The organism is Nocardioides sp. Iso805N (assembly GCF_000364605.1).
Classification (GTDB): Bacteria; Actinomycetota; Actinomycetes; order Propionibacteriales; family Nocardioidaceae; genus Nocardioides.
The window spans coordinates 118,902-138,669 of record NZ_KB822577.1 but is presented as its reverse complement, the minus strand read 5'-3'; the positions used below and the strand labels follow the sequence as shown (position 1 = coordinate 138,669).

The 19,768-nt window shown below is 70.8% G+C and carries 16 protein-coding genes; 9 read left to right on the top strand and 7 right to left on the bottom strand.

Features of this window, described 5'->3' with window-relative positions; all coding sequences use genetic code 11:
* Nucleotides 1-37 precede the first annotated feature (37 nt).
* Entirely contained in the window at nucleotides 38-1,687 is a 1,650-nt protein-coding gene (locus tag H036_RS0108285; RefSeq protein WP_017934319.1) for an ABC-F family ATP-binding cassette domain-containing protein, read from the bottom strand.
* Between the two features lie 50 nt (nucleotides 1,688-1,737).
* On the opposite strand from H036_RS0108285, the gene H036_RS0108280 reads away from it, so the two are divergent.
* A complete protein-coding gene (locus tag H036_RS0108280) occupies nucleotides 1,738-3,234 on the top strand; it encodes a carboxyl transferase domain-containing protein (protein ID WP_017934318.1) in 1,497 nt (498 codons plus the stop codon).
* 51 nt (nucleotides 3,235-3,285) lie between these two features.
* Here H036_RS0108280 and H036_RS0108275 read toward each other — a convergent pair whose 3' ends face one another.
* The 5 genes from H036_RS0108275 to H036_RS0108255 form a co-directional block, all read right to left on the bottom strand.
* Complete coding sequence (locus H036_RS0108275) at nucleotides 3,286-4,599, bottom strand: dihydrolipoamide acetyltransferase family protein (RefSeq protein WP_232421834.1); 1,314 nt, start codon at nucleotides 4,597-4,599, stop codon at nucleotides 3,286-3,288.
* Nucleotides 4,596-5,567 carry an alpha-ketoacid dehydrogenase subunit beta gene (locus tag H036_RS0108270; protein WP_017934316.1) on the bottom strand — a complete coding sequence of 324 codons (972 nt, stop codon included), beginning with the start codon at nucleotides 5,565-5,567 and terminating at the stop codon, nucleotides 4,596-4,598. The genes H036_RS0108275 and H036_RS0108270 overlap by 4 nt, the downstream gene beginning before the upstream one ends.
* On the bottom strand, nucleotides 5,564-6,655 hold the full coding sequence (gene pdhA, locus H036_RS0108265) for a pyruvate dehydrogenase (acetyl-transferring) E1 component subunit alpha (RefSeq protein ID WP_017934315.1): 1,092 nt from the start codon (nucleotides 6,653-6,655) through the stop codon (nucleotides 5,564-5,566). The genes H036_RS0108270 and pdhA overlap by 4 nt, the downstream gene beginning before the upstream one ends.
* 473 nt (nucleotides 6,656-7,128) lie before the next feature.
* Entirely contained in the window at nucleotides 7,129-9,660 is a 2,532-nt protein-coding gene (locus H036_RS26065) for a class F sortase (RefSeq protein WP_026145888.1), read from the bottom strand.
* A 272-nt stretch (nucleotides 9,661-9,932) separates the two neighbouring features.
* A complete protein-coding gene (locus H036_RS0108255) occupies nucleotides 9,933-10,895 on the bottom strand; it encodes a glutathione S-transferase C-terminal domain-containing protein (protein ID WP_017934314.1) in 963 nt (320 codons plus the stop codon).
* Nucleotides 10,896-10,977: 82 nt separating this feature from the next.
* Between H036_RS0108255 and H036_RS0108250 the strand changes: the two genes are divergently transcribed.
* The 5 genes from H036_RS0108250 to H036_RS22205 all read left to right on the top strand — a co-directional run bounded on the left by H036_RS0108250 (nucleotide 10,978) and on the right by H036_RS22205 (nucleotide 14,952).
* A complete protein-coding gene (locus H036_RS0108250) occupies nucleotides 10,978-11,709 on the top strand; it encodes an HAD family hydrolase (protein WP_017934313.1) in 732 nt (243 codons plus the stop codon).
* A gap of 49 nt (nucleotides 11,710-11,758) precedes the next feature.
* The gene (locus tag H036_RS0108245; RefSeq protein WP_017934312.1) at nucleotides 11,759-12,151 is read left to right on the top strand and encodes a phage holin family protein; all 393 of its coding nucleotides are present in this window, start codon (nucleotides 11,759-11,761) and stop codon (nucleotides 12,149-12,151) included.
* A complete protein-coding gene (locus tag H036_RS0108240) occupies nucleotides 12,148-12,660 on the top strand; it encodes a low molecular weight protein-tyrosine-phosphatase (protein ID WP_017934311.1) in 513 nt (170 codons plus the stop codon). The genes H036_RS0108245 and H036_RS0108240 overlap by 4 nt, the downstream gene beginning before the upstream one ends.
* Entirely contained in the window at nucleotides 12,657-13,514 is an 858-nt protein-coding gene (locus tag H036_RS0108235) for a fructosamine kinase family protein (RefSeq protein WP_017934310.1), read from the top strand. The genes H036_RS0108240 and H036_RS0108235 overlap by 4 nt, the downstream gene beginning before the upstream one ends.
* Before the next feature lie 163 nt (nucleotides 13,515-13,677).
* Nucleotides 13,678-14,952, top strand: a complete 1,275-nt coding sequence (locus H036_RS22205; protein ID WP_036487805.1) for a calcium-binding protein — start codon at nucleotides 13,678-13,680, stop codon at nucleotides 14,950-14,952.
* A 210-nt stretch (nucleotides 14,953-15,162) separates the two neighbouring features.
* Here the strand turns inward: H036_RS22205 and H036_RS25320 are convergent, their stop codons facing one another.
* Complete coding sequence (locus tag H036_RS25320; RefSeq protein WP_017934307.1) at nucleotides 15,163-15,255, bottom strand: EAL domain-containing protein; 93 nt, start codon at nucleotides 15,253-15,255, stop codon at nucleotides 15,163-15,165.
* 89 nt (nucleotides 15,256-15,344) lie between these two features.
* Here H036_RS25320 and galK point away from each other — a divergent pair, with 89 nt between their 5' ends.
* The 3 genes from galK (at nucleotide 15,345) to H036_RS0108205 (ending at nucleotide 19,697) form a co-directional block, all read left to right on the top strand.
* A complete protein-coding gene (gene galK, locus H036_RS0108215; RefSeq protein ID WP_017934306.1) occupies nucleotides 15,345-16,547 on the top strand; it encodes a galactokinase in 1,203 nt (400 codons plus the stop codon).
* 31 nt (nucleotides 16,548-16,578) lie between these two features.
* Nucleotides 16,579-18,069 (top strand): cardiolipin synthase, encoded by a 1,491-nt coding sequence (gene cls / locus H036_RS0108210; RefSeq protein WP_017934305.1) that lies wholly within the window; start codon nucleotides 16,579-16,581, stop codon nucleotides 18,067-18,069.
* A gap of 95 nt (nucleotides 18,070-18,164) precedes the next feature.
* Nucleotides 18,165-19,697 carry an AMP-binding protein gene (locus H036_RS0108205; protein WP_017934304.1) on the top strand — a complete coding sequence of 511 codons (1,533 nt, stop codon included), beginning with the start codon at nucleotides 18,165-18,167 and terminating at the stop codon, nucleotides 19,695-19,697.
* Nucleotides 19,698-19,768 lie beyond the last annotated feature (71 nt).

Here is a 19,768-nt window from a genome sequence, read left to right as displayed (position 1 = left end):
GTTTTGACCCCCAGGGGTCAGAACCGATACCCGCGCCTCACAGCTCGGTGACCCGTCCGTCCTGCACCCGCAGCTGCCGCGTGGTTCGTACGGCGGAGAGCATCCGGCGATCGTGCGTCACCAGCAGCAGCGTGCCGGGATAGGAGTCCAGCGCCGTCTCCAGCTGCTCGATCGCGGGCAGGTCGAGGTGGTTGGTGGGTTCGTCCAGGACCAGCAGGTTGACGCCGCGCGCCTGCAACAGCGCCAGTGCGGCACGGGTGCGCTCGCCGGGGCTGAGGCTGCCGGCCGGCCGGGTGACGTGGTCGGCCTTGAGGCCGTACTTCGCCAGCAGCGTGCGGACCTCCTCCGGCACCAGGTCGGGGACGTGGACGGAGAACGTCTCCATCAGCGCATCCTCGCCCTCGAACAGCCCGCGCGCCTGGTCGACCTCGCCGACCACGACGCCGGGGCCGAGATAGCTCTCGCCGGCGTCCAGCGGGATCCGGCCGAGCAGGGCGCCGAGCAGGGTGGTCTTGCCGGAGCCGTTGGGACCGGTGATGGCCACCTTCTCGGCCCAGCCGATCTCCAGGTCGGCGGGACCGAGGGTGAAGCCACCGCGACGCACGACCGCGCCCTTGAGCGCCGCCGTGACGGCACCCGAGCGCGGCGCCGCGGCGATCTCCATCCGAAGCTCCCACTCCTTGCGTGGCTCCTCGACAGCATCGCGTTGCAACCGCTCGATCGCCTTCTCGGACTGGCGCACCTTGGCGGCCTGCTTCTCCGCGGAGTCCGCGGCGAAGTTCTTCACGAACTTGTCCCGTTCGGTGGCCTGCTTGCGGCGCGCGTTGCGCACCCCCTGGGTGGCCCAGTTGCGCTGGGTCACCATCCGGTCCTTGAGGCCACCGACCTTGTCGGCGTACTCCTCGTAGGCGTCGCGAGCGTGCTCGCGGGCGATCTCCCGCTCACGCAGGTAGGCCTCGTAGCCGCCGCCGTAGAGGTTGACCTGATGCTGGTGCAGGTCGAGCTCCAGCACGCGGGTGACGGTGCGCGCGAGGAACTCGCGGTCGTGGCTGACCACCACCACGCCGGCCCGCAGACCTGTCACGAAGCGCTCCAAGCGGTCCAGACCGTCCAGGTCGAGGTCGTTGGTGGGCTCGTCGAGCAAGAAGACGTCGTACCTGCTCAGCAGCAACGAGGCCAGGTTGGCGCGGGCCGCCTGCCCGCCGGAGAGGCTGGTCATGGGGGCGTCCAGGCCGACGGTCAGGCCGAGATCGGCGCTCACCTGCTCGGCGCGCTCGTCCAGGTCGGCCCCGCCGAGGGCGAGCCAGCGGTCGAGGGCCTCGGCGAACTCGTCCTGCACGGGCCCGTCCGGGTCGGCTTCGTAGGCGGCGGTCGCCGCGTCGTAGCGCTCCTGGGCAGCCGCCACGCCCGTACGCCGCGCCAGGAAGCCGCGCACCGTCTCGCCGGGACGGCGCTCGGTCTCCTGCGGCAGGTAGCCGATCACGGCCGTCGGCGGCGTCAGCGCGATCGAGCCCTCCTCGGGCGCCAGCTCGCCGGCCAGCGTGCGCAGCAGCGTCGACTTGCCCGCCCCGTTGGGCCCGACCAGTCCCACGACGTCCCCGGGTGCGACGACGAGGTCGAGGGCATCGAAGAGGGCTCTCGCGCCGTACCCGGCCGCTAGTTCACGGACCTGCAAGGTGGCGCTCATAGGTCAGAACGCTACCCAGCACCTCCACCGGTTTTCCTACTCTGGCCCCCATGGGGAACCGACAGAACGCCACCGAGCTGATCAGCCTCGTCCTCGACGAGGGGTCGTGGGAGTCGTGGGACACCCCGCCCGAGTACGGCGCGATCGGCGAGGACTACCGCGCCGACCTGACCGCCGCGCGGGAGCGATCGGGGGTGGACGAGGCGGTGCTCACCGGCGCGGGGCTGATGCGCGGGCGGCGGGTGGCGGTGATGGCCAGCGAGTTCCGGTTCCTGGCAGGCTCGATCGGCCGGGCGACGGCCGAACGGCTGATCACGGCGATCAAGCGGGCGACCGCTGAGAGGCTGCCCCTGCTGGCCGCACCGGCCTCAGGCGGCACCCGGATGCAGGAGGGCACGCCGGCGTTCGTCCAGATGGTCCGGATCGGCGAGGCGGTCGCCGCGCACAAGGCCGCCGGACTGCCCTACCTCGTCTACCTGCGCCATCCGACCACCGGCGGGGTGATGGCCTCGTGGGGGTCGCTCGGGCACGTCACCGTGGCCGAGCCCGGCGCGCTGCTCGGGTTCCTCGGGCCGAAGGTCTACGAGGTGCTGCAGGGCGCGCCGTTCCCTGCCGGCGTGCAGCAGGCCGAGAACCTCTATGCGCACGGCATCGTCGACGGCGTCGTGCCGCCCGAGGAGATCGCCGCGCTGCTCGACCGCGTGCTGACGATCCTCACCGTCCGGCCTGCGCCGAACCACGCCCCGTACGAAACGGTGGCCGACACGCCGGAACCCACCACCGTTTCGTACGGGACGCAGGCGACCTGGGACGCCATCACGCGCTCCCGGCGCCCCGACCGCCCCGGCGTCCGTGCGCTGCTGAAGCTGGCCGCGGCCGACGTCGTACCCCTCAACGGGACCGGGCAGGGCGAGCGCGACCCCGGGGTGATGACGGCGCTCGCCCGGTTCGGAGACGCTCCGTGCCTGATCCTGGCCCAGGATCGACGGGAGCAGGCGCACCAGCCGTTCGGACCCGAGGGGTTGCGCGAGGCCCAGCGTGGCCTGCGGCTGGCTGCCGACCTCGGCCTGCCCGTCCTCACCGTGATCGACACCCGCGGCGCCGCGCTCTCCCCCGAGGCCGAGAACCGGGGTCTGGCCGGCGAGATCGCCCGCTGCCTGGCCGCACTGGTCACGGTCAGGGCACCGACGCTGTGCCTCATGCTCGGCGAGGGCAACGGCGGTGGCGCACTGGCGCTGCTGCCGGCCGACCGGGTGATCGCCGCGCAGCACGCGTGGCTCTCCCCGCTGCCGCCAGAGGGCGCCTCCGCCATCGTGTACGGCGACGCGGACCACGCTCCCGAGCTCGCCGCGAAGCAGCGCGTGCTCGCAGCCGACCTGGCCACGCTCGGCGTCGTCGACCGGCTCGTGCCGGAGCTGCCGGATGCGGCCGAGGAGCCGGAGGCCTTCTGCCGACGCGTCGGACTGGCGCTGCAGGAGGAGCTCAGCGGGCTGCTGGCCACCGGGCCGGGTACGCCGGAAACGCGCGCGGCGCGCTACGACTTCTGAGTTGTGAGTGTCAGCGTGGCTCCAGTGCCGCGCTGACACTCACAACGCGACTCAGAACAGCAGTGCCGTCGCCGGGTCCTCGAGGATGCTGGCCACGTCGGCGAGGTACTGCGAGCCGGCCGCGCCGTCGATGTGCCGGTGGTCGAAGCTCAGGCTCAGCGTGCAGACGTCGCGCGGCACGACTTGGTCCGCCACGATCCACGGCTTGCGCTTGATCGCGCCGAAGCACAGGATGGCCGACTCGCCGGGGTTGATGATCGGCGTACCGGAGTCGATGCCGAACGAGCCCACGTTGGTGATGGTGAACGTGCCACCGGCCAGGTCGGGCGGCGGCGTCTTCCCGTCCCTGGCGGTCGCGACCAGCTGGTCCAGCGCGGCCGCGAGATCGGGCAGGCTGAGCGCGTCGGCGTCCTTGACGTTGGGCACCACGAGACCCCGCGGGGTGGCCGCGGCGATGCCCAGGTTCACGTAGCGCTTGAACACCACCTCCTGGGCCTCCTCGTCCCACACGGAGTTGATGATCGGCGTCCGCCGAGCGGCCAGGATGCAGGCCCGAGCGAGCACCAGCAGCGGCCCGACCCGTACGTCGCGCAGCTCGGGTCGCTGCTTGAGCCGGGCCAGGAGCTCCATCGTGCGGGTGACGTCGACGGTGACCCACTCGGTGACGTGCGGAGCCGTGAAGGCCGAGCGGACCATCGCCTGGCCCATCTGCTTGCGCACACCCTTGATCGGCTCGCGGTACTCCCGCTCGCCGCCGACCGCGTCCCGGCCCTGCGACGCGACATGGCGGCCGTCCCCGGACGCGTGTCGATCACCGCTCTGCAGGTCCGCGGTGGTGACGACGCCGTCCTCACGCGCAGGTACGACGTCGGCCAGGTCCACGCCCAGCTCGCGTGCGAGGGCCCGTGCCGGCGGCTTGGCCAGCACCCGCGGCCGCCGCACCACCGCTGCCTCCTTCGGGCCCGACCCGACCAGGGTCAGCGGCTGCTCGACCTCGGCGGGGTCGGCATCCTTGGCCTCCGCCGGCTCGGCGAGCGGCTCGGCGGGCACGGCCGGATCCACCTGGGCCGCCGTCTCGACGCCGTCCACAGCAGTCGACTCGGCGGCCATTTCGACCGAGTCGCCGACGCGGATGATCGGCGTACCGACCTCGATGGTCTCGCCCTCCGGCACCAGCAGCGCCTGCACCACTCCGGCGTAGGGCGAGGGCAGCTCGACGACCGACTTGGCCGTCTCGATCTCGCAGATGATGTCGTTGATCTTGATCTCGTCGCCGACCCCGACGTGCCAGGTGACCAGCTCGGCCTCGGTGAGGCCCTCGCCGACGTCGGGGAGGAGGAACTCGTTCACACTCTGCCCAGTCACCACGTGAGGCTCCGATCCACGGCGTCGAGGAGGCGGTCGAGGTCGGGGAGGAAGTGCTCCTCGGCCCTGGCGGGCGGGTAGGGGGTGTCGAAGCCGCCGACGCGCAGCACCGGCGCCTCCAGGGAGTGGAAGCACTCCTCGGTGATCCGGGCGGCGACCTCCGCGCCCATCCCCAGATTGGTGTGGGCCTCGTGCACGACCACGGCGCGACCGGTGCGGCGTACGGAGGCGAACACCGGGGCGAGGTCCAACGGGGAGAGCGTGCGCAGGTCGATGACCTCGAGCGACGTGCCCTCCTTCTCGGCGACGGCGGCGGCGTTGAGCGCGGTCTTCACCGTCGGCCCGTAGGCCAGCACCGTCACGTCCTCACCGCGGCGCACGACCCGGGAGGAGAACAGCGGGACGGGAGGCACGGCGAGGTCGAGCTCGGCCTTGTCGGAGTGGTAGAGCCGCTTGGGCTCCAGGAAGACGATCGGGTCCGGGGACGCGATGGCCTGCTGGATCATCCAGTAGGCGTCGATCGGGTTGGAGCAGGCGACCACCTTGAGGCCCGGCGTGTGCGCGAACTGCGCCTCCGGCGATTCGCTGTGGTGCTCCACGGCACCGATCCCGCCCGCGAACGGGATCCGGATGACCATCGGCATCGCGATCTTGCCGCTGGTGCGGAAGTGCATCTTGGCGACCTGGTTCACGATCTGGTCGTAGGCCGGGTAGACGAATCCGTCGAACTGGATCTCCACCACCGGGCGGTAGCCGCGCAGGGCCAGGCCGACGGCGGAGCCGACGATGCCGGACTCGGCCAGCGGGGTGTCGACGACCCGGTCCTCGCCGAAGTCCTTCTGCAGACCGTCGGTGATCCGGAAGACGCCGCCGAGCCGGCCGATGTCCTCGCCGAGGAGCACCACCTTCGGGTCGTTCTCCATCGCCTTGCGCAGCCCGGCGTTGAGGGCCTTGGCCAGGGTGATCACGACGCGGCCCCCTCGAACGTGGCCAGATAGGCGTCGTAGGCGTCCCGCTGCGCGGCGAGCTCGTCGCTGATCTCGGCGTAGACCCGGTCGAAGAGCTGGTGCGGCGTCGGCTCCGCGAGCTGGCGTACGCCGGCCCGCAGCCGCTCGCCCAGCGCGTCGGCATCGGCGCCCAGCTCGGCGAAGAAGTCATCCGAGGCGAAGCCGTTGCGACGCAGGTAGGCCTCCACCCGGGCGAGCGGGTCCTTGAGCTTCCAGTGCTCTACCTCGTCCGAGAGCCGGTAGCGGGTCGGGTCGTCGGTGGTGGTGTGCGCGCCCATCCGGTAGGTGTAGGCCTCGATGAGGGTCGGGCCACCGCCCTCGCGTGCGCGTTGCAGCGCGGCCTGGGTGACGGCGTACGTCGCGAGGATGTCGTTGCCGTCGACCTGGACGCCGGGGAAGCCGAACCCCTCGGCACGACGGTAGAGCGGGATCCGCGACTGCCGCTCGAGCGGCTCGGAGATGGCCCACTGGTTGTTCTGGCAGAAGAAGACCACCGGCGCCTGATAGGAGGCGGCGAAGACGAAGGCCTCGTTGACGTCGCCCTGCGAGGTGGCACCGTCGCCGAAGTGGGCGACCACGGCGGTGTCACGGTCCGGATCGCCGGTGCCGACGGCGCCGTCGCGCTGCACGCCCATGGCATAGCCGACCGCGTGCAGGGCCTGAGCGCCGATCACGAGGGTGTAGAGGTTGAAGCCCTTCTCCACCGGGTCCCACGAGCCGTAGTCGATGCCGCGGAAGAGGCTGAGCACCTGCAGCGGATCGACACCACGGCACCACGCGACGCCGTGCTCGCGGTAGGTCGGGAAGACGTGATCCTGCGCCCGCAAGGCCCGGCCGGCGCCCACCTGCGCGGCCTCCTGCCCGACAAGCGGAGCCCACAGGCCCAGCTCGCCGTGCCGCTGCAGTGCTGTCGCCTCTGCATCGAAGCGACGGACCAGCGCCATGTCGCGGTAGAGGGACCGGATCTGGTCGGGGCCGCCTCGGTAGTCGTAGTCCGGATGCTCTCTGCGCTCACCCTCCGGGGTGAGCAGCTGCACGAACTCACTCATGTGCGCTCCTTCGTCCTGCGGCCTGCACGGGATCACCACGCGACCGTTGCCGAGGGATCTCCGGCCCACTCGACACAGGGGTGGCGCGCCTGTGAACCAGGTCACCCGATGCTGTCAAAGTAGCGCGCCGCGAAGTTACTCGCGAGTGGGCGCCCGCCCGCACGTGCGCACACGGCGCGCCTCACCGTCACGGTCGCGTCAGTCTTGAAGCCTTTCGGCAACCCACAGTGCGCCTGCTGTGGCCACCGTTCGCGCCAGCACCGACAGTCCCTTGAGTATCTCCACACACGGGAGACGCTGCACCGGCGCGACCATGACGTCGGTCAGCTGCTCAAGGCGTGACTCCCGGGCTGGACAGCACGCGGCACGACTGGGCGTGGTCGCCCTTGAGCTCTCGCCTCGCCCGGGCCCGAGATCCGGGCGAGGCGAGAGTGCTCAGTCGGCCCGTTGACGCGGGTCGGCTCCTGGGTCGGTCATGCGCTTCGGCGCACCGGGACTGCCGTCACGATCCGGTTCCTGGTGTAGTGGAAGCGGCCCGAGGACGCGTCGTGGATCTCGCCGGTGCAGGTGACCAGCTCCAGCTGGCGCCGCATGGCCTGCTGGAAGATCGACCGGGGCAGCCGGCGCCGGTCCACCGAGGTGACCGAGACGATCCGCCAGCGCTGCCGGTGCCCGCCGGCGTAGGTCGTGACGACCTGGCCCCGACGGACGTGGTTGAGATGGGCGAACGCGCCCGGCTCATCCTCGGCGTCGGAGACGTGACCGTAGACCAGCGTCGTACCGACGACCGCGTCCAGGGCGGCGCCGCCGCTCCAGATGCCGCCCTCTCGTACGTTGCTCGGAGCCGACAACGTGGAGCCTCGGAACGACTCACCGACCAGGGCCGACCTGAACCGGGCTCCGGGCACCCTGACGAACTGCCCGAACGTACGCGCCGGGCTCGCGATGCCGTCGAACCCCGTGTCGATCTGGGGGTGATGTGGGACCTGCGCCTTCTTCGGCTTCACCGTCACCGTCTCCTCGGCGACCGGGAGGGTCCAGCCGGTGCCGCTGGTCGCGTGGGTCTTCACCGCCCGCTCCTCGAAGACGTAGCAACCGGCCTCCTTCGCCCTGCCGGCGTCGACCCGATAGGTGCCGTCGCCGGTCACGGCCGTGAAGGATCCGTTGGCATACAAGGGAGCCTTGGACCAGTCCAGCCCCGCACAGGAGCCGTTCCTGCTCGCCTGGATCGGGCCCAGCACCCGCCACTGTCCCGGCACTGCGACGCCCTGCGTACCGCTGACGGTGACGAGGTCGACCAGCTGACCACCGACCGTGACGAGCCGGCGCTGGGCCTCGGTGTGCAGGACGGGTGCGGAGAGCACCGAGCTGGTCTCGGTGGAGGTGCCGGGCGCGGTCCACCCGGTGCCGGCGACATAGTCGTCGGCCTCGCTCTTCTCGATGTAGGTGTAGCAGCCGGATGCGGGGGCCTTCGTCGATCCGACGTCGTAGGTCCCGTCGCCGGCGACGGTGAAGACGCCGGAGCCGGCGACCTTCGCCCCGCTCCAGTCGAGGTGGTCGCAGGACCCGGTCCTGGTGGGCGCGGTCGGGCCCAGGAGCTGCCAGGCACCGGTGATCTGGTGACCACCGGTGCCGACGACCTCGACGTGGTCGACCAAGGTCGCTCCCGGCGTGGCTTCCTGGGCGTTGACCTGGGTGGCCAGCGCCGGGGTCCAGAGCTTGTAGTCGGTGAACGAGGAGACCAGGGGTTGGGTCTGGTCACCGTCGTCGCCACTGGCCGCGTGCGCGAGCTTCGCCCTGGTCCCGGCCTCCGGGGTGAAGCCACTCGGCTCGGTCGAGAGCACCACCCACCAGTCGTAGTCGGGGTCGAAGATCGCCGGGAAGTCCCAGTGCGCGTGCGCGGAGCTCCCCGCACCGACGACGTCGGCTGCACTGAAGGTGTGGGCCGCGCCGGCGGGAACCGCACCGGTGGGGCTGCTCTGGTGCACCGTGACCGTCGCTCCGACCATGCCGGCCAGGTCGCCCGGGTCGGAGCTGTCGGTGAACTTGTCGACGCCGAGCGGGACGAGCTGATCGGCCGCCGCGGCGTAGACGTACGCGGTGTTCTTCAAGGACACCTGACCGGCGTTGAACCCGACCCGCTGCGCTCCGTGCAGACTGGGCTGCAGCTTGTACTGGCTGTTGGCGAGCCCGGTGATCGACTCCTTCACCTTGACCGGGTTGGCGGTGGTGATCGAGGCGCCGTCGGCCGAGACCCACCCGTACTTCTTCACGCCGCCGTCGGAGGCGAGCGCAGAGTTCTCCGACCTGGTCGGATCGAAGGTCATCGTCTTGCCGTCGGCCGAGATCGTCACCGTCGAAGGCTGGTCGGACGCAGGCGACCATCGGGCATCGCCGATCAGTGTCAGGGTGATGGCGGCGCCGTCGACCCAGTTGCCGGCCGCTGACCGCACGCCAGGATGATCGACACTGCCGCCGGTCGTCGAACCCGTATCGAGCTGGATCGAGAAGCCGTCCGGGATCGCATAGCCGTCGTTGTCGGGCGCGTTCGCCGCGACCCAGTCGAGGATCGCCCGACGGTCGGACTCCATCTCTGCGGCGGCGCCGGGAAACTCGTCGTGGAACTCGTTGATCGACCCGGCCATGTAGGACGGGTTGGAGTTCATCCCCAGGTCCTTGCCGACCACGACCCACAGTGCGGCCGCCTCGGTCGCGTCCGCGCGAGCGGCAGCCATGAAGTGGCTGATCGCGGCGCCGACCTTCGCGTTGGTCTTCGTGATCGGCGTCGTGGTGCCCGACGGCCACGACGAGGCGCCCGCGTCGAAGCAGATGCCCTCGGTCCCGTCAGCCAGCTCGGCGATGCCGAGTTGGCGGCCGTCGGAGAGCGCCCAGCCGGTGAAGCCGGGGTCGGACACCTTCCCGGGATAGCCATGCGCTCCATCGTCGGCCAGCGCGGGGCGGGCGAGCCCCGCTACGGCCAGGCCGAGCACCGCCGCGAGTGCCACGGCGTGTGCTCGGCGCGACGCGCCGAGCCGAGACGAGTCGGACGGAACTGTCCGTCCTGGGTGCAACAATCTCATCGGTCCCCCTGCGGGATCGGGACCCGTCGCGAGGATGCAGAACCTCCAAGAACCGCTCCTCGAGGCGGGTCGCTTATTACGAGCCGTAGGACCGGATGGCCCTACCTCAGGGAGACGCTCGAACTGCGGCGGGGATGATAGCCGCCGCAGTTACAAATTGTTGCCTTGCATGTTTCTGCAAAAATCCTGACGCCAGTTCAGCCGCGGCCGTGCGGCGTCAGCCAGCCGGCCAGGTCCGGGCCCTTCGGCACGACCTGCGACGGATTGATGTCGCTGTGCACCACGTAGTAGTGCGCCTTGATCTGGTCGAAGTCGGTGTTCTCGCCGAAGGCGGGCTGCTGGTAGAGATCGCGGGCGTAGCCCCACAGGTTCGGCAGCTCGGTGAGCTTCTGCCGGTTGCACTTGAAGTGTCCGTGATAGACGGGGTCGAAGCGGGCAAGCGTGGTGAACAGCCGTACGTCGGCCTCCGTGATCGCATCGCCCATCAGGTAGCGGGACTCCCCCAGTCGCCCCTCGAGCCAGTCCATGGCGGTCCACAGCCGGTCGTAGGCCGCGTCGTACGACTCCTGCGAGCCGGCGAAGCCACAGCGGTAGACGCCGTTGTTGACCTCGGTGTAGATCCGCTTCATCACCGCCTCCATCTCCTCACGCTGGTGCGCGGGCCAAAGGTCGGGCGCACCCTCGCGGTGGTGCTCGCGCCACTCGAAGAAGAAGTCGTGCGTGATCCAGGGGAAGTCGTTGGTGACGACCTTGCCGCTCTCGACCTCGACGACGGCGGGCACGGTGATGCCGCGCGGGTAGTCGGGGAAGCGCTTGTCGTAGGCGTCGCGCAGGAAGTGGATGCCGAGCACCGGGTCGAGCCCGTCGGGGTCGAGGTCGAAGGTCCAGGAGCGGGCGTCGTGGGTCGGGCCAGGGGTCCCGAGGCTGATCACGTCCTCGAGGCCGAGCAGCTGCCGCACGATGATCGTGCGGGTCGCCCACGGGCACGCCTTGGCGGCGATCAGCCGGTAACGGCCCGGCTCGACCGGCCAGGTCTCGCCGTCGGTCGGACCGTGCTCCGGCACCCGCGCGTCCCGCGTGATCCGGTCGGAGATGTAGCGGACGTCGCGGGTGAACTCCTCGCCCTGGGCGACGTAGGTCGGCGTGTGCTCGGCGGTCATGAGACCAGCATAGTTCGAAATTCAACCAACTGCGCGTCCATGTGCACCCGTTACCCGCCAGCCCCTCCGGGTAACGGACGGCGTGACCTCCTCCGACGTGGCTCCCGACGGGGCTCCTGATCTGGTTCTCGACGTCGCCCTGCTCGACATCGACGGCACCCTGCTCGACTCCACCTACCACCACGCGCTCGCCTGGTCGCGCGCGTTCGCCGCCGTCGGTGAGCCGATCCCCGTTCACCGCCTGCACCGGCTGATCGGCATGGGCGGCGACAGGATCGTGGCCGCGGCGGTCGATGACGAGACGGAGGCGCGGCTCGGCGACGAGCTCCGGGAGCGCTGGAAGCGGGAGTACGACGACCTGATCGAGGAGACCCGCCTCCTCCCCGGCGCCCGCGCCCTGCTGGACCGCCTGCAGGGCCTGGGGCTGAAGGTCGTGCTGGCCAGCTCGAGCATCCCGGAGCACGCCGAACACGCGCTGCGCGCACTCGGCGCCGGCGGTCGCACCGACGCCTGGACCACCGCCGAGGACGCCAGCGAGTCCAAGCCGCATCCCGAGCTGCTGGAGAAGGCACTGGAGCAGGTCGGCGGATCTCGAGCGGTGATGATCGGCGATGCCACGTGGGACGTCGAGGCGGCCACCCGGGCCGGCCTTCGCACCATCGGGCTGCGCAGCGGCGGGATCAGCGAGCAGGAGCTGCTCGATGCCGGTGCGGTGGCGGTCTACGACGACCCGCTGAACCTCCTGGAGCATCTCGAGTCAGCGCTCGCGGCGGCCGTCGCGCCGGCCCCCGGCTCCGCCGGGCCGACCCTGTAGCCCCCGGCGTACTCGTCTCGGCTTGGCCCGGCATGTCACGATCGGCCTCGTGAGGTTCGTGTCGTGGCTCGCAGTCAACGCGGTGGCGCTCGCGGTGGTGCTGTGGCTGATCCCCGGGATCTACCTGGACGGTCCGACGCAGGGCTGGGACGAGATCAGGCACAAGATCCCGCCGCTGCTGGTGGTCGCGGTGATCCTGGGCGCGGTCTCCAAGCTGATCAAGCCGGTGCTCACCATCCTGAGCCTCCCCCTCATCATCCTGACGCTGGGCCTGTTCCTGTTGGTGGTCAACGCCGCGATGCTCGGCCTGACCGCCTGGCTGCTGGGACCGACCCGCGTCGGCTTCCACGTCGACGGCTTCTGGCCGGCGGTGTGGGGTGGTCTCATCTTCGCGATCGCGGGCTTCTTCGCGCGCGGATTCCTGACGGACGAGCGCCGATGATCCCGGCCGCACGCGTCGAGGGCACGTACGCCGTCGCCGCGGTCTGCCTCGGCAACATCTGCCGCAGCCCGATCGCCGAGGTGGTGCTCCGCTCACGGCTCGACGAGGCCGGCCTGACCGAGATCGAGGTTCACAGCGCCGGCACCGGTGGCTGGCACGTCGGGGACCCGATGGACCCGCGCGCGGCGGCCGCCCTGCGTGCGGGTGGCTACGACCCGAGCCGGCATCGTGCCCAGCAGTGGGTACCTGCCTGGCAGGACCGGTTCGACCTGGTGCTCGCGATGGACGCGCAGAACCTCGCCGACCTCGGCGGCCCCGACGAGCGCACCATGGTGTTCCGGGAGTTCGATCCGGACGGGGCGGGCGACGTACCTGACCCCTACTTCGGCGGCGACGACGGGTTCACGGAGGTGTTGGCGATGGTGGAACGGACGGCCGACGCGCTCGTCGCAGACCTGATCACGACACTCGACCCGACGCCCGGCACCCAGGCGGTTCGGTCGCAGTGACCCGGCTGCCCTCCATCGCCCGCCGCGCCGAGCAGCTGCTCGGCCGGGCGGTGGTGAGCACCGCGCCGGTGGCGGGCGGCGACGTCGCCACCGCGACCAAGCTGCGGCTCGCGGACGGCACCCAGGCGCTGATGAAGACGCTGCCGCACTGCCCCGACACCTTCTTCCCCAGCGAGGCACGCGGCCTGGCCTGGCTGGGCGAGGCCGAGGGCGTACGTGTGCCGGAGGTGCTGGCGGTGGAGACCGACTGCCTGATCCTGCGCTGGATCGAGCCCGGTCGCCCGACCGGCGACACCGCCGCCGAGCTCGGCCACGCGCTGGCGAGGACCCACCGAGCCGGCGCCGACTCCTTCGGCCTGGACGAGGACGGCTTCATCGCCCGGCTGCCGCTGCCCAACGGGCCGGCGGCCACCTGGGCGGAGTTCTTCGCCACCCGCCGGGTCCTGCCCTACCTCAAGCTCGCACACGACCGCGGCAGCGTCGACGATCGACACGTCGCCACCGTCGAGCGCGCCCTGGCACGGGTGGCGACGATCGTGCCCGAAGAGCCGCCTGCCCGACTGCACGGCGACCTGTGGACCGGCAACGTGCTCTGGTCGCACGACGGCCGTGCGTGGGCGATCGACCCCGCCGCCTATGGCGGCCATCGCGAGATGGATCTCGCCATGCTCGCCCTCTTCGGGCTCCCCCACCTCGAGCGCCTGCAGGAGGCGTACGGCGAGGCACACCCTCTCGCCGATGGCTGGGAGGAGCGGATCGGCCTCCACCAGCTGTTCCCCTTGCTGGTGCACGCCTGCCTCTTCGGCGGCGGGTACGGAGTGCGGGCCGCGCACGTCGCCGCACGCTACGTGTAGCGCCGCGGCCGTCTCATGCCGGTGTCGTCCCGACGTCACTCCCGTCACTCCCGGCACGGCAGTCACACAGGTTCTGGACAGATTCCCATGTGACGGTCGGGGTACCCACGCATTCGAAGCAACAGCCATCCTCCCCATGGCCCTGCCGAAGGGATACAGACTCATGCATCACCTCTTCCGCCGCATCACCGTCCCGGCCATCGCCGCCGGGTTCCTCGTGCTCCCCGCGCTGGGCGCTGCGTACGCCGACGGCGGCGCGGTGCCCGCCGACACCCCGCCTGCCGGGCTGCTCTGCAACGGGGTCGCACCGACGATGTGGGCGACCGCGGACAACCAGACCATCACCGGCACCAGCGGCAACGACATCATCGCCGCCAACGGGTTCCACGGCCTGACCATCAACGGCGGCGCCGGAGATGACCAGATCTGCGGCTCCAACGACCCCGCCGGCACCGCCAGCAACACCACCCTCAACGGCGGCGACGGCAACGACACCCTGATCAGCACCGGCAGCCGCGACCGACTCATCGGCGGCGCCGGGAACGACAGGCTCACCGGCACGATCAACAACGACGTCGTCTACAGCACCGACGGCTACGCCGCGGGTAGCACCGGCATCACGGTGAACCTCGCCGCCGGCACCGTGACGGGCGCCCGGACGGGCACCGACACGCTCAGCGGCCTCGACCAGGCGCGCATCTTCGGCACCGACGGCGTGGACACCTTCACGGGTGACGACGCGGCGAACTGGTTCGACGGCGGCGCCGGCGCCGACGACATCCACGGCAACGGCGGCGACGACTGGTTCCACGCCGTCGACCCCAACTACATCGGCGGCAACTCCGGCGACGACACCATCACTGTCGGCTACGGCGGCAGGGTGTCCGGGGGAAAGGGTGACGACACCATCGCCGCCGACCCCAACAACCAGCTCTCCGGCGCCAGCGCCGACAGCGCCCCGGCCGTCACCGGCTACACCCTCAGCGGAAACACCGGCGACGACGTCTTCAAGATCGGCACGCTGAAGACGGACGCCACCACCTGGAGCACCGCCGCGGCGATGCACTGGAAGGGCAACATCACCGGTGGCAAGGGGACCAACGCCATCGACTTCTCCTGGCTCGGCGACAAGGCCGGGCTGCGCACGTCGAACGCCGCCGGCGCGGCCAACTGGGCGCTGGGCCACGTCGGCTACACCTCCGTCGACAAGATCGTCGGCACCCCCGGCGACGACCTGCTCAAGGGCGGCTCGGGCAACGACACCCTCCTCGGCCAGGAGGGCAATGACACCCTGCGCGGTCGCAAGGGCAACGACAACCTGCACGGCAACCAGGGTGACGACCTGATCTTCGGCGGCGCCGGCACGGACAAGGCCAACGGCGGCAAGAACAGCGACACCTGCACGAGCGTCGAGCACGCCACGTCCTGCGAGTACTGACCCGCAGCTGACCTGGATCCGGGGCGGCTCTGGACGAGCCCGGCTTCGCCGTCGAACGGTGGAGCCGGGATCGTCCGGGCCGCCCCGGCCGTCGTCCCGCTCAGCCGACCAGCAATGGCGCGCGCAGCCAGTCGACGAACTCCGCGGCCGTCAGTGGCCGGGAGAACACGTACCCCTGCCCGGTCACGCAGGTGAGCCGGCGCAGTCCCGTCACGGCAACGTGACGAACTGGCTGAAGGAGGACTGGCCGCTGCCGAAGTCGTCGAGCGCGACCAGGAGCCCCAGGTCGCGGAGTCGCTGCACGGTAGGGGCCCCCGCCGCACCCTCCAGGATCCGGCTGCGGCGTACCCGAGTAAAGGGACGTGCGCCGTCCCGGGCCTAGGCTCGGGGTCGTGGAGAGCCCAGCACCGACCGCGACCACCCTCGGCGAGGAGGCCCTCGCGGGCTTCCGTGAGCGCTTCGGCCGGGAGCCGGACGGTGTCTGGTCCGCGCCCGGCCGGGTCAATCTCATCGGCGAGCACACCGACTACAACGAGGGGTTCGTGCTGCCCGTCGCGATCGACCAGCGCACCTGGGTGGCCGTCGGCAGGACCGAGGATCGGGTCGTGCGGCTGGTCTCGACGTCCTCCTCGGCCTCGGGTGAGACGGTGATCGAGCACGGGCTCGACGACATCACGCCGGAGTCGGTGGACGGGTGGTCGGCCTACCCGCTCGGTACGGCGTGGGGTGTCCTGCAGGGCGCCGAGGGGGCGGACCTGAGCGCCGTCGGTGGTTTCGACGCGTACTTCACCTCCGACGTACCACTGGGCGCCGGGCTGTCGTCCTCCGCCGCGATCGAGTGCGCCCTGGCCACCGCGCTGGTCGACCTGTGGGCGCTCGACCTGAGCGACGACGAGTTGCTGCGCGCGACCGTCCAGGCCGAGAACGTCATCGTCGGTGCCCCCACCGGCATCCTCGACCAGTCCGCGTCGCTGTTCTCCCGCGCGGGCCACGCGCTCTTCATCGACTGTCGCGACTCCTCGCGCGAGCCGATCCCGTTCCTGGCGACGGAGGCCGGCCTGAGCCTGGTCGTCATCGACACCCGGGTGAAGCACGCCCACGCCGAGGGCGGGTACGGCGATCGCCGCGCCGCCTGTGAGGAGGCTGCCCGAATCCTCGGCGTACCCGCGCTGCGCGACGTCACGGCGGAGGCGCTGGAGGCGGGCCGCGACCGGCTCGACGAGGTGACCTACCGGCGGGCGCGCCACATCGTGACGGAGGACGAGCGGGTCCAGCAGACGGTGGCGCTGCTGCGGTCCGAGGGTCCGCGATCGATCGGCGACCTGCTGCTGGCCTCGCACGCCTCGATGCGCGACGACTTCGAGATCTCGGTGCCCGAGCTGGACACCGCCGTGGAGGCGGCCGTGTCCGCCGGGGCGATCGGTGCCCGGATGACCGGCGGCGGGTTCGGCGGCTCCGCCATCGCGCTCGTCGACACCGATCGGGTGGAGATGCTCACCGACGCGGTCCGGGCGGCCTTCGCTGAGGCCGACTTCAAGGAGCCGGCGATCTTCGTGGTCGCTGCGTCCGACGGCGCGCGCCGCGAATCTGACTGACGTGCGGGCACCGCGCCCCTAGGGTGCGGCTATGGACGTCCCCAGCGTGACGACGGTGCTGGAATGGCTGCTGCTCACGCTGGAGGTCGTGCTGCGAATCGTCGCGCTCGGCGTGATCCCGGGAAACCGCAAACCGTCGACCGGCATGGCCTGGCTGCTGCTGATCCTGATCGAGCCGATCATCGGCTTCACCATCTTCCTGCTCGTCGGCCGCACCGCACTCGAGCGCAAGCGGGTCGAGCGGCAGAAGGAGGCGATCGGCGTCATCCGCGCGTATGCCGAGCGCCAGGATCGGGTCCCCGACGACGAGCTGTCAGCGTCGCTGGCCCGGATCGCCGACCTCAACCAGCGGCTCGGCGCACTCCCCCTCGTCGGCGGCAACCAGGTCTCGCTCGCGCCGGGCTACCGCGAGGTGATCGAGCAGATGGCCGACGAGGTCGACAGCGCCGTCTCCTACGTGCACATCGAGTTCTACATCACCGCGTGGGACGAGGTGACCGAGCCGCTCTTCGCGGCGATGGAGCGAGCCGCGGCCCGCGGTGTCGCCGTACGGCTGCTCTTCGACTTCCTCGGCTCACGCCGGATCGCCGGCTACAAGGCGATGCTCCGGCGGCTGGACGGATCCGGGATCGACTGGCACCCCATGCTGCCGCTGCGGGTGCTGAAGGGCCGCATCCGCCGCCCGGACCTGCGCAACCACCGCAAGCTGATGGTGGTCGACGGACGGGTCGGGTACACCGGATCGCTCAACCTCACCGAGCCGGGCTACAACAAGCGCGCGAACCACAAGCGCGGCCGGGAGTGGGTGGAGCTGATGGTGCGGCTCGAGGGACCGGTGGTGGCCTCGCTCAACGCCGTCTTCGCCTCGGACTGGTATGCCGAGACCGCCGACGTGGTCGACCGCCACACCCTGCCGACGCCGAGCGACGCGCCGGCCGATGCACCAGTGCCAGGCTCCGAGGCGGTCCGCGACGCCGCCTGCCAGGTGGTGCCCAGCGGTCCGGGCCTGGTGGCGGAGAACAACCTGCGGATGTTCACCGCCCTGATCTACACCGCCACCGACCGGATCTCGCTGACCTCGCCCTACTTCGTCCCGGACGAGTCACTGCTCTACGCCGTCACCACGGCGGCGCAGCGCGGCGTGGACGTCGAGCTCTTCGTCAGCGAGATCTCCGATCAGTTCATGGTCGGGCGCGCGCAGGCGTCGTACTACAAAGCCCTGCTGGAGGCCGGCGTCCGGATCTACCGCTACCCGGCGCCGCTCATCCTGCACGCGAAGCACTTCACCATCGACGCGGACGTGGCCGTGATCGGGTCGAGCAACATGGACATGCGCTCGTTCGCGCTCAACTACGAGATCTCGCTGATGGTGCCCGACGCCGCGGTGGTGACCCACCTGTGCGCCGTGCAGGACCACTATCGCTCGATCTCGCGCGAGCTCACGCTGGCCGAGTGGCTGCGACGCTCTCCGGGGGCGAAGTACGTCGACAACGTGATGCGGCTGACCGCCGCGCTGCAGTAGTCCGCTCCTGCGGACCAGTGGCGGCGGCTGCGTCGGGACAGCAGACTTAGGGGCACTGCCGACGTCGGCGACCCGCCCACCCTGGAGGCCAGCTCGTGTTCGTCCCCTTCAGCGTCAACGACTTCCTCGACCGCGCCGTCCAGGTCTACGGCGACCGCCCTGGCGTCGTCGACGAGCCCGACCAGCCGGCGAACCCGCTCGGCGAGTTGACCTTCCGCGAGATGGGGGACCTGGCCCGGCGCCAGGCGGCCAAGCTGGACGAGCTCGGGGTGGGCGTCGGGGAGCGGGTCGCGGTGGTCAGCCACAACAGCGCGCGGCTGCTGACCTCGTTCTTCGGCGTCGCCGGCCATGGCCGGGTGCTGGTGCCGGTCAACTTCCGGCTGCGCCCCGACGAGGTGCAGTACATCGTCGCGCACAGCGGTGCCAAGGTCGTCTACATCGACCCCGAGCTGGACGACGCACTCGCCGAGGTGACCGCGGAGCACCGCTTCGTGCTGGGGAACGACGAGGATCTCTACGCCGCACCGGGCGCGGAGCCGGTGGCGTGGGAGCACGACGAGAACGCCACCGCCACGATCAACTACACCTCCGGCACGACCGCGCGACCCAAGGGCGTGCAGATCACCCACCGCAACATCTGGACCAACGCGATCACCTTGGCCCTGCACGTCGGTCTGACCGACCGCGACGTCTATCTCCACACGCTGCCGCAGTTCCACGCCAACGGCTGGGGGATGCCCTTCGCGGCCACGGCACTGGGCGTCAAGCACGTCATCCTGCGCAAGGTCGACGGCGCCGAGATCCTGCGCCGGGTGCGCGACCACGGCGTCACGGTGATGTGTGCCGCCCCCGCGGTGGCGGCCGCGGTGCTCGATGCGGCCCAGACCTGGGAGGGCGAGATCCCCGGCCGCGACCGGGTGCGGATCGTCATGGCCGGAGCGCCTCCGCCGACCAGGACGGTCGTACGGGTGCAGGAGGAGCTCGGCTGGGAGTTCATCCAGATCTACGGGCTGACCGAGACCTCGCCGCTGCTCACGGTGAACCGCACCCGCGCCGAGTGGGACGACCTCGACCCGCACGACCGGGCGGCCAAGCTGACCCGCGCAGGCGTCCCGGCGCTCGGTGTCTCGGTCGCGATCGACCCGGAGGGCGAGGTTCTGGCCCGCTCCAACGTGGTCCTCGAGGGCTACTGGGGGCAGCCCGAGGAGAGCGCCAAGGCGCTGGCCGACGGCTGGTTCCACACCGGCGACGGCGGCTTCGTCACCGACGACGGCTACCTGACGATCAGCGACCGCAAGAAGGACGTCATCATCACCGGCGGGGAGAACGTCTCCAGCATCGAGGTCGAGGACGTGCTCTTCTCCCACCCTGCGGTCGCCGAGGTGGCCGTCATCGGCGTACCGAGCGAGAAGTGGGGCGAGACCATCAAGGCGCTCGTCGTGCTCGCGCCCGACGCGACGATCACCGAGGGTGAGCTGATCGCCTGGTGCAAGGAGCACGCGGCCGGCTACAAGGCGCCCACCTCGGTCGAGTTCCGCGACGAGCTCGCACGTACGGCGACGGGCAAGCTGCAGAAGTTCAAGCTGCGGGCGCCGTACTGGCCCACGGCCGGCCGGCAGGTGAACTGAGCTCGGCTTAGGAGCGCGAGCGCGTCGTGCGGTTTTGACCCCCAGGGGTCAAAACCGCAGGTTGGGGGGCA

What these genes read in the sequence shown, in the direction of transcription:
- H036_RS0108285 (WP_017934319.1), bottom strand. Translation starts at nt 1,687, where the DNA reads ATGAGCGCCACCTTGCAGGTCCGTGAACTAGCGGCCGGGTACGGCGCG.
- H036_RS0108255 (WP_017934314.1), bottom strand. Translation starts at nt 10,895, where the DNA reads ATGACCGCCGAGCACACGCCGACCTACGTCGCCCAGGGCGAGGAGTTC.
- pdhA (WP_017934315.1), bottom strand. Translation starts at nt 6,655, where the DNA reads ATGAGTGAGTTCGTGCAGCTGCTCACCCCGGAGGGTGAGCGCAGAGAG.
- cls (WP_017934305.1), top strand. Translation starts at nt 16,579, where the DNA reads ATGGACGTCCCCAGCGTGACGACGGTGCTGGAATGGCTGCTGCTCACG.
- H036_RS0108280 (WP_017934318.1), top strand. Translation starts at nt 1,738, where the DNA reads ATGGGGAACCGACAGAACGCCACCGAGCTGATCAGCCTCGTCCTCGAC.
- H036_RS22205 (WP_036487805.1), top strand. Translation starts at nt 13,678, where the DNA reads ATGCATCACCTCTTCCGCCGCATCACCGTCCCGGCCATCGCCGCCGGG.
- H036_RS0108240 (WP_017934311.1), top strand. Translation starts at nt 12,148, where the DNA reads ATGATCCCGGCCGCACGCGTCGAGGGCACGTACGCCGTCGCCGCGGTC.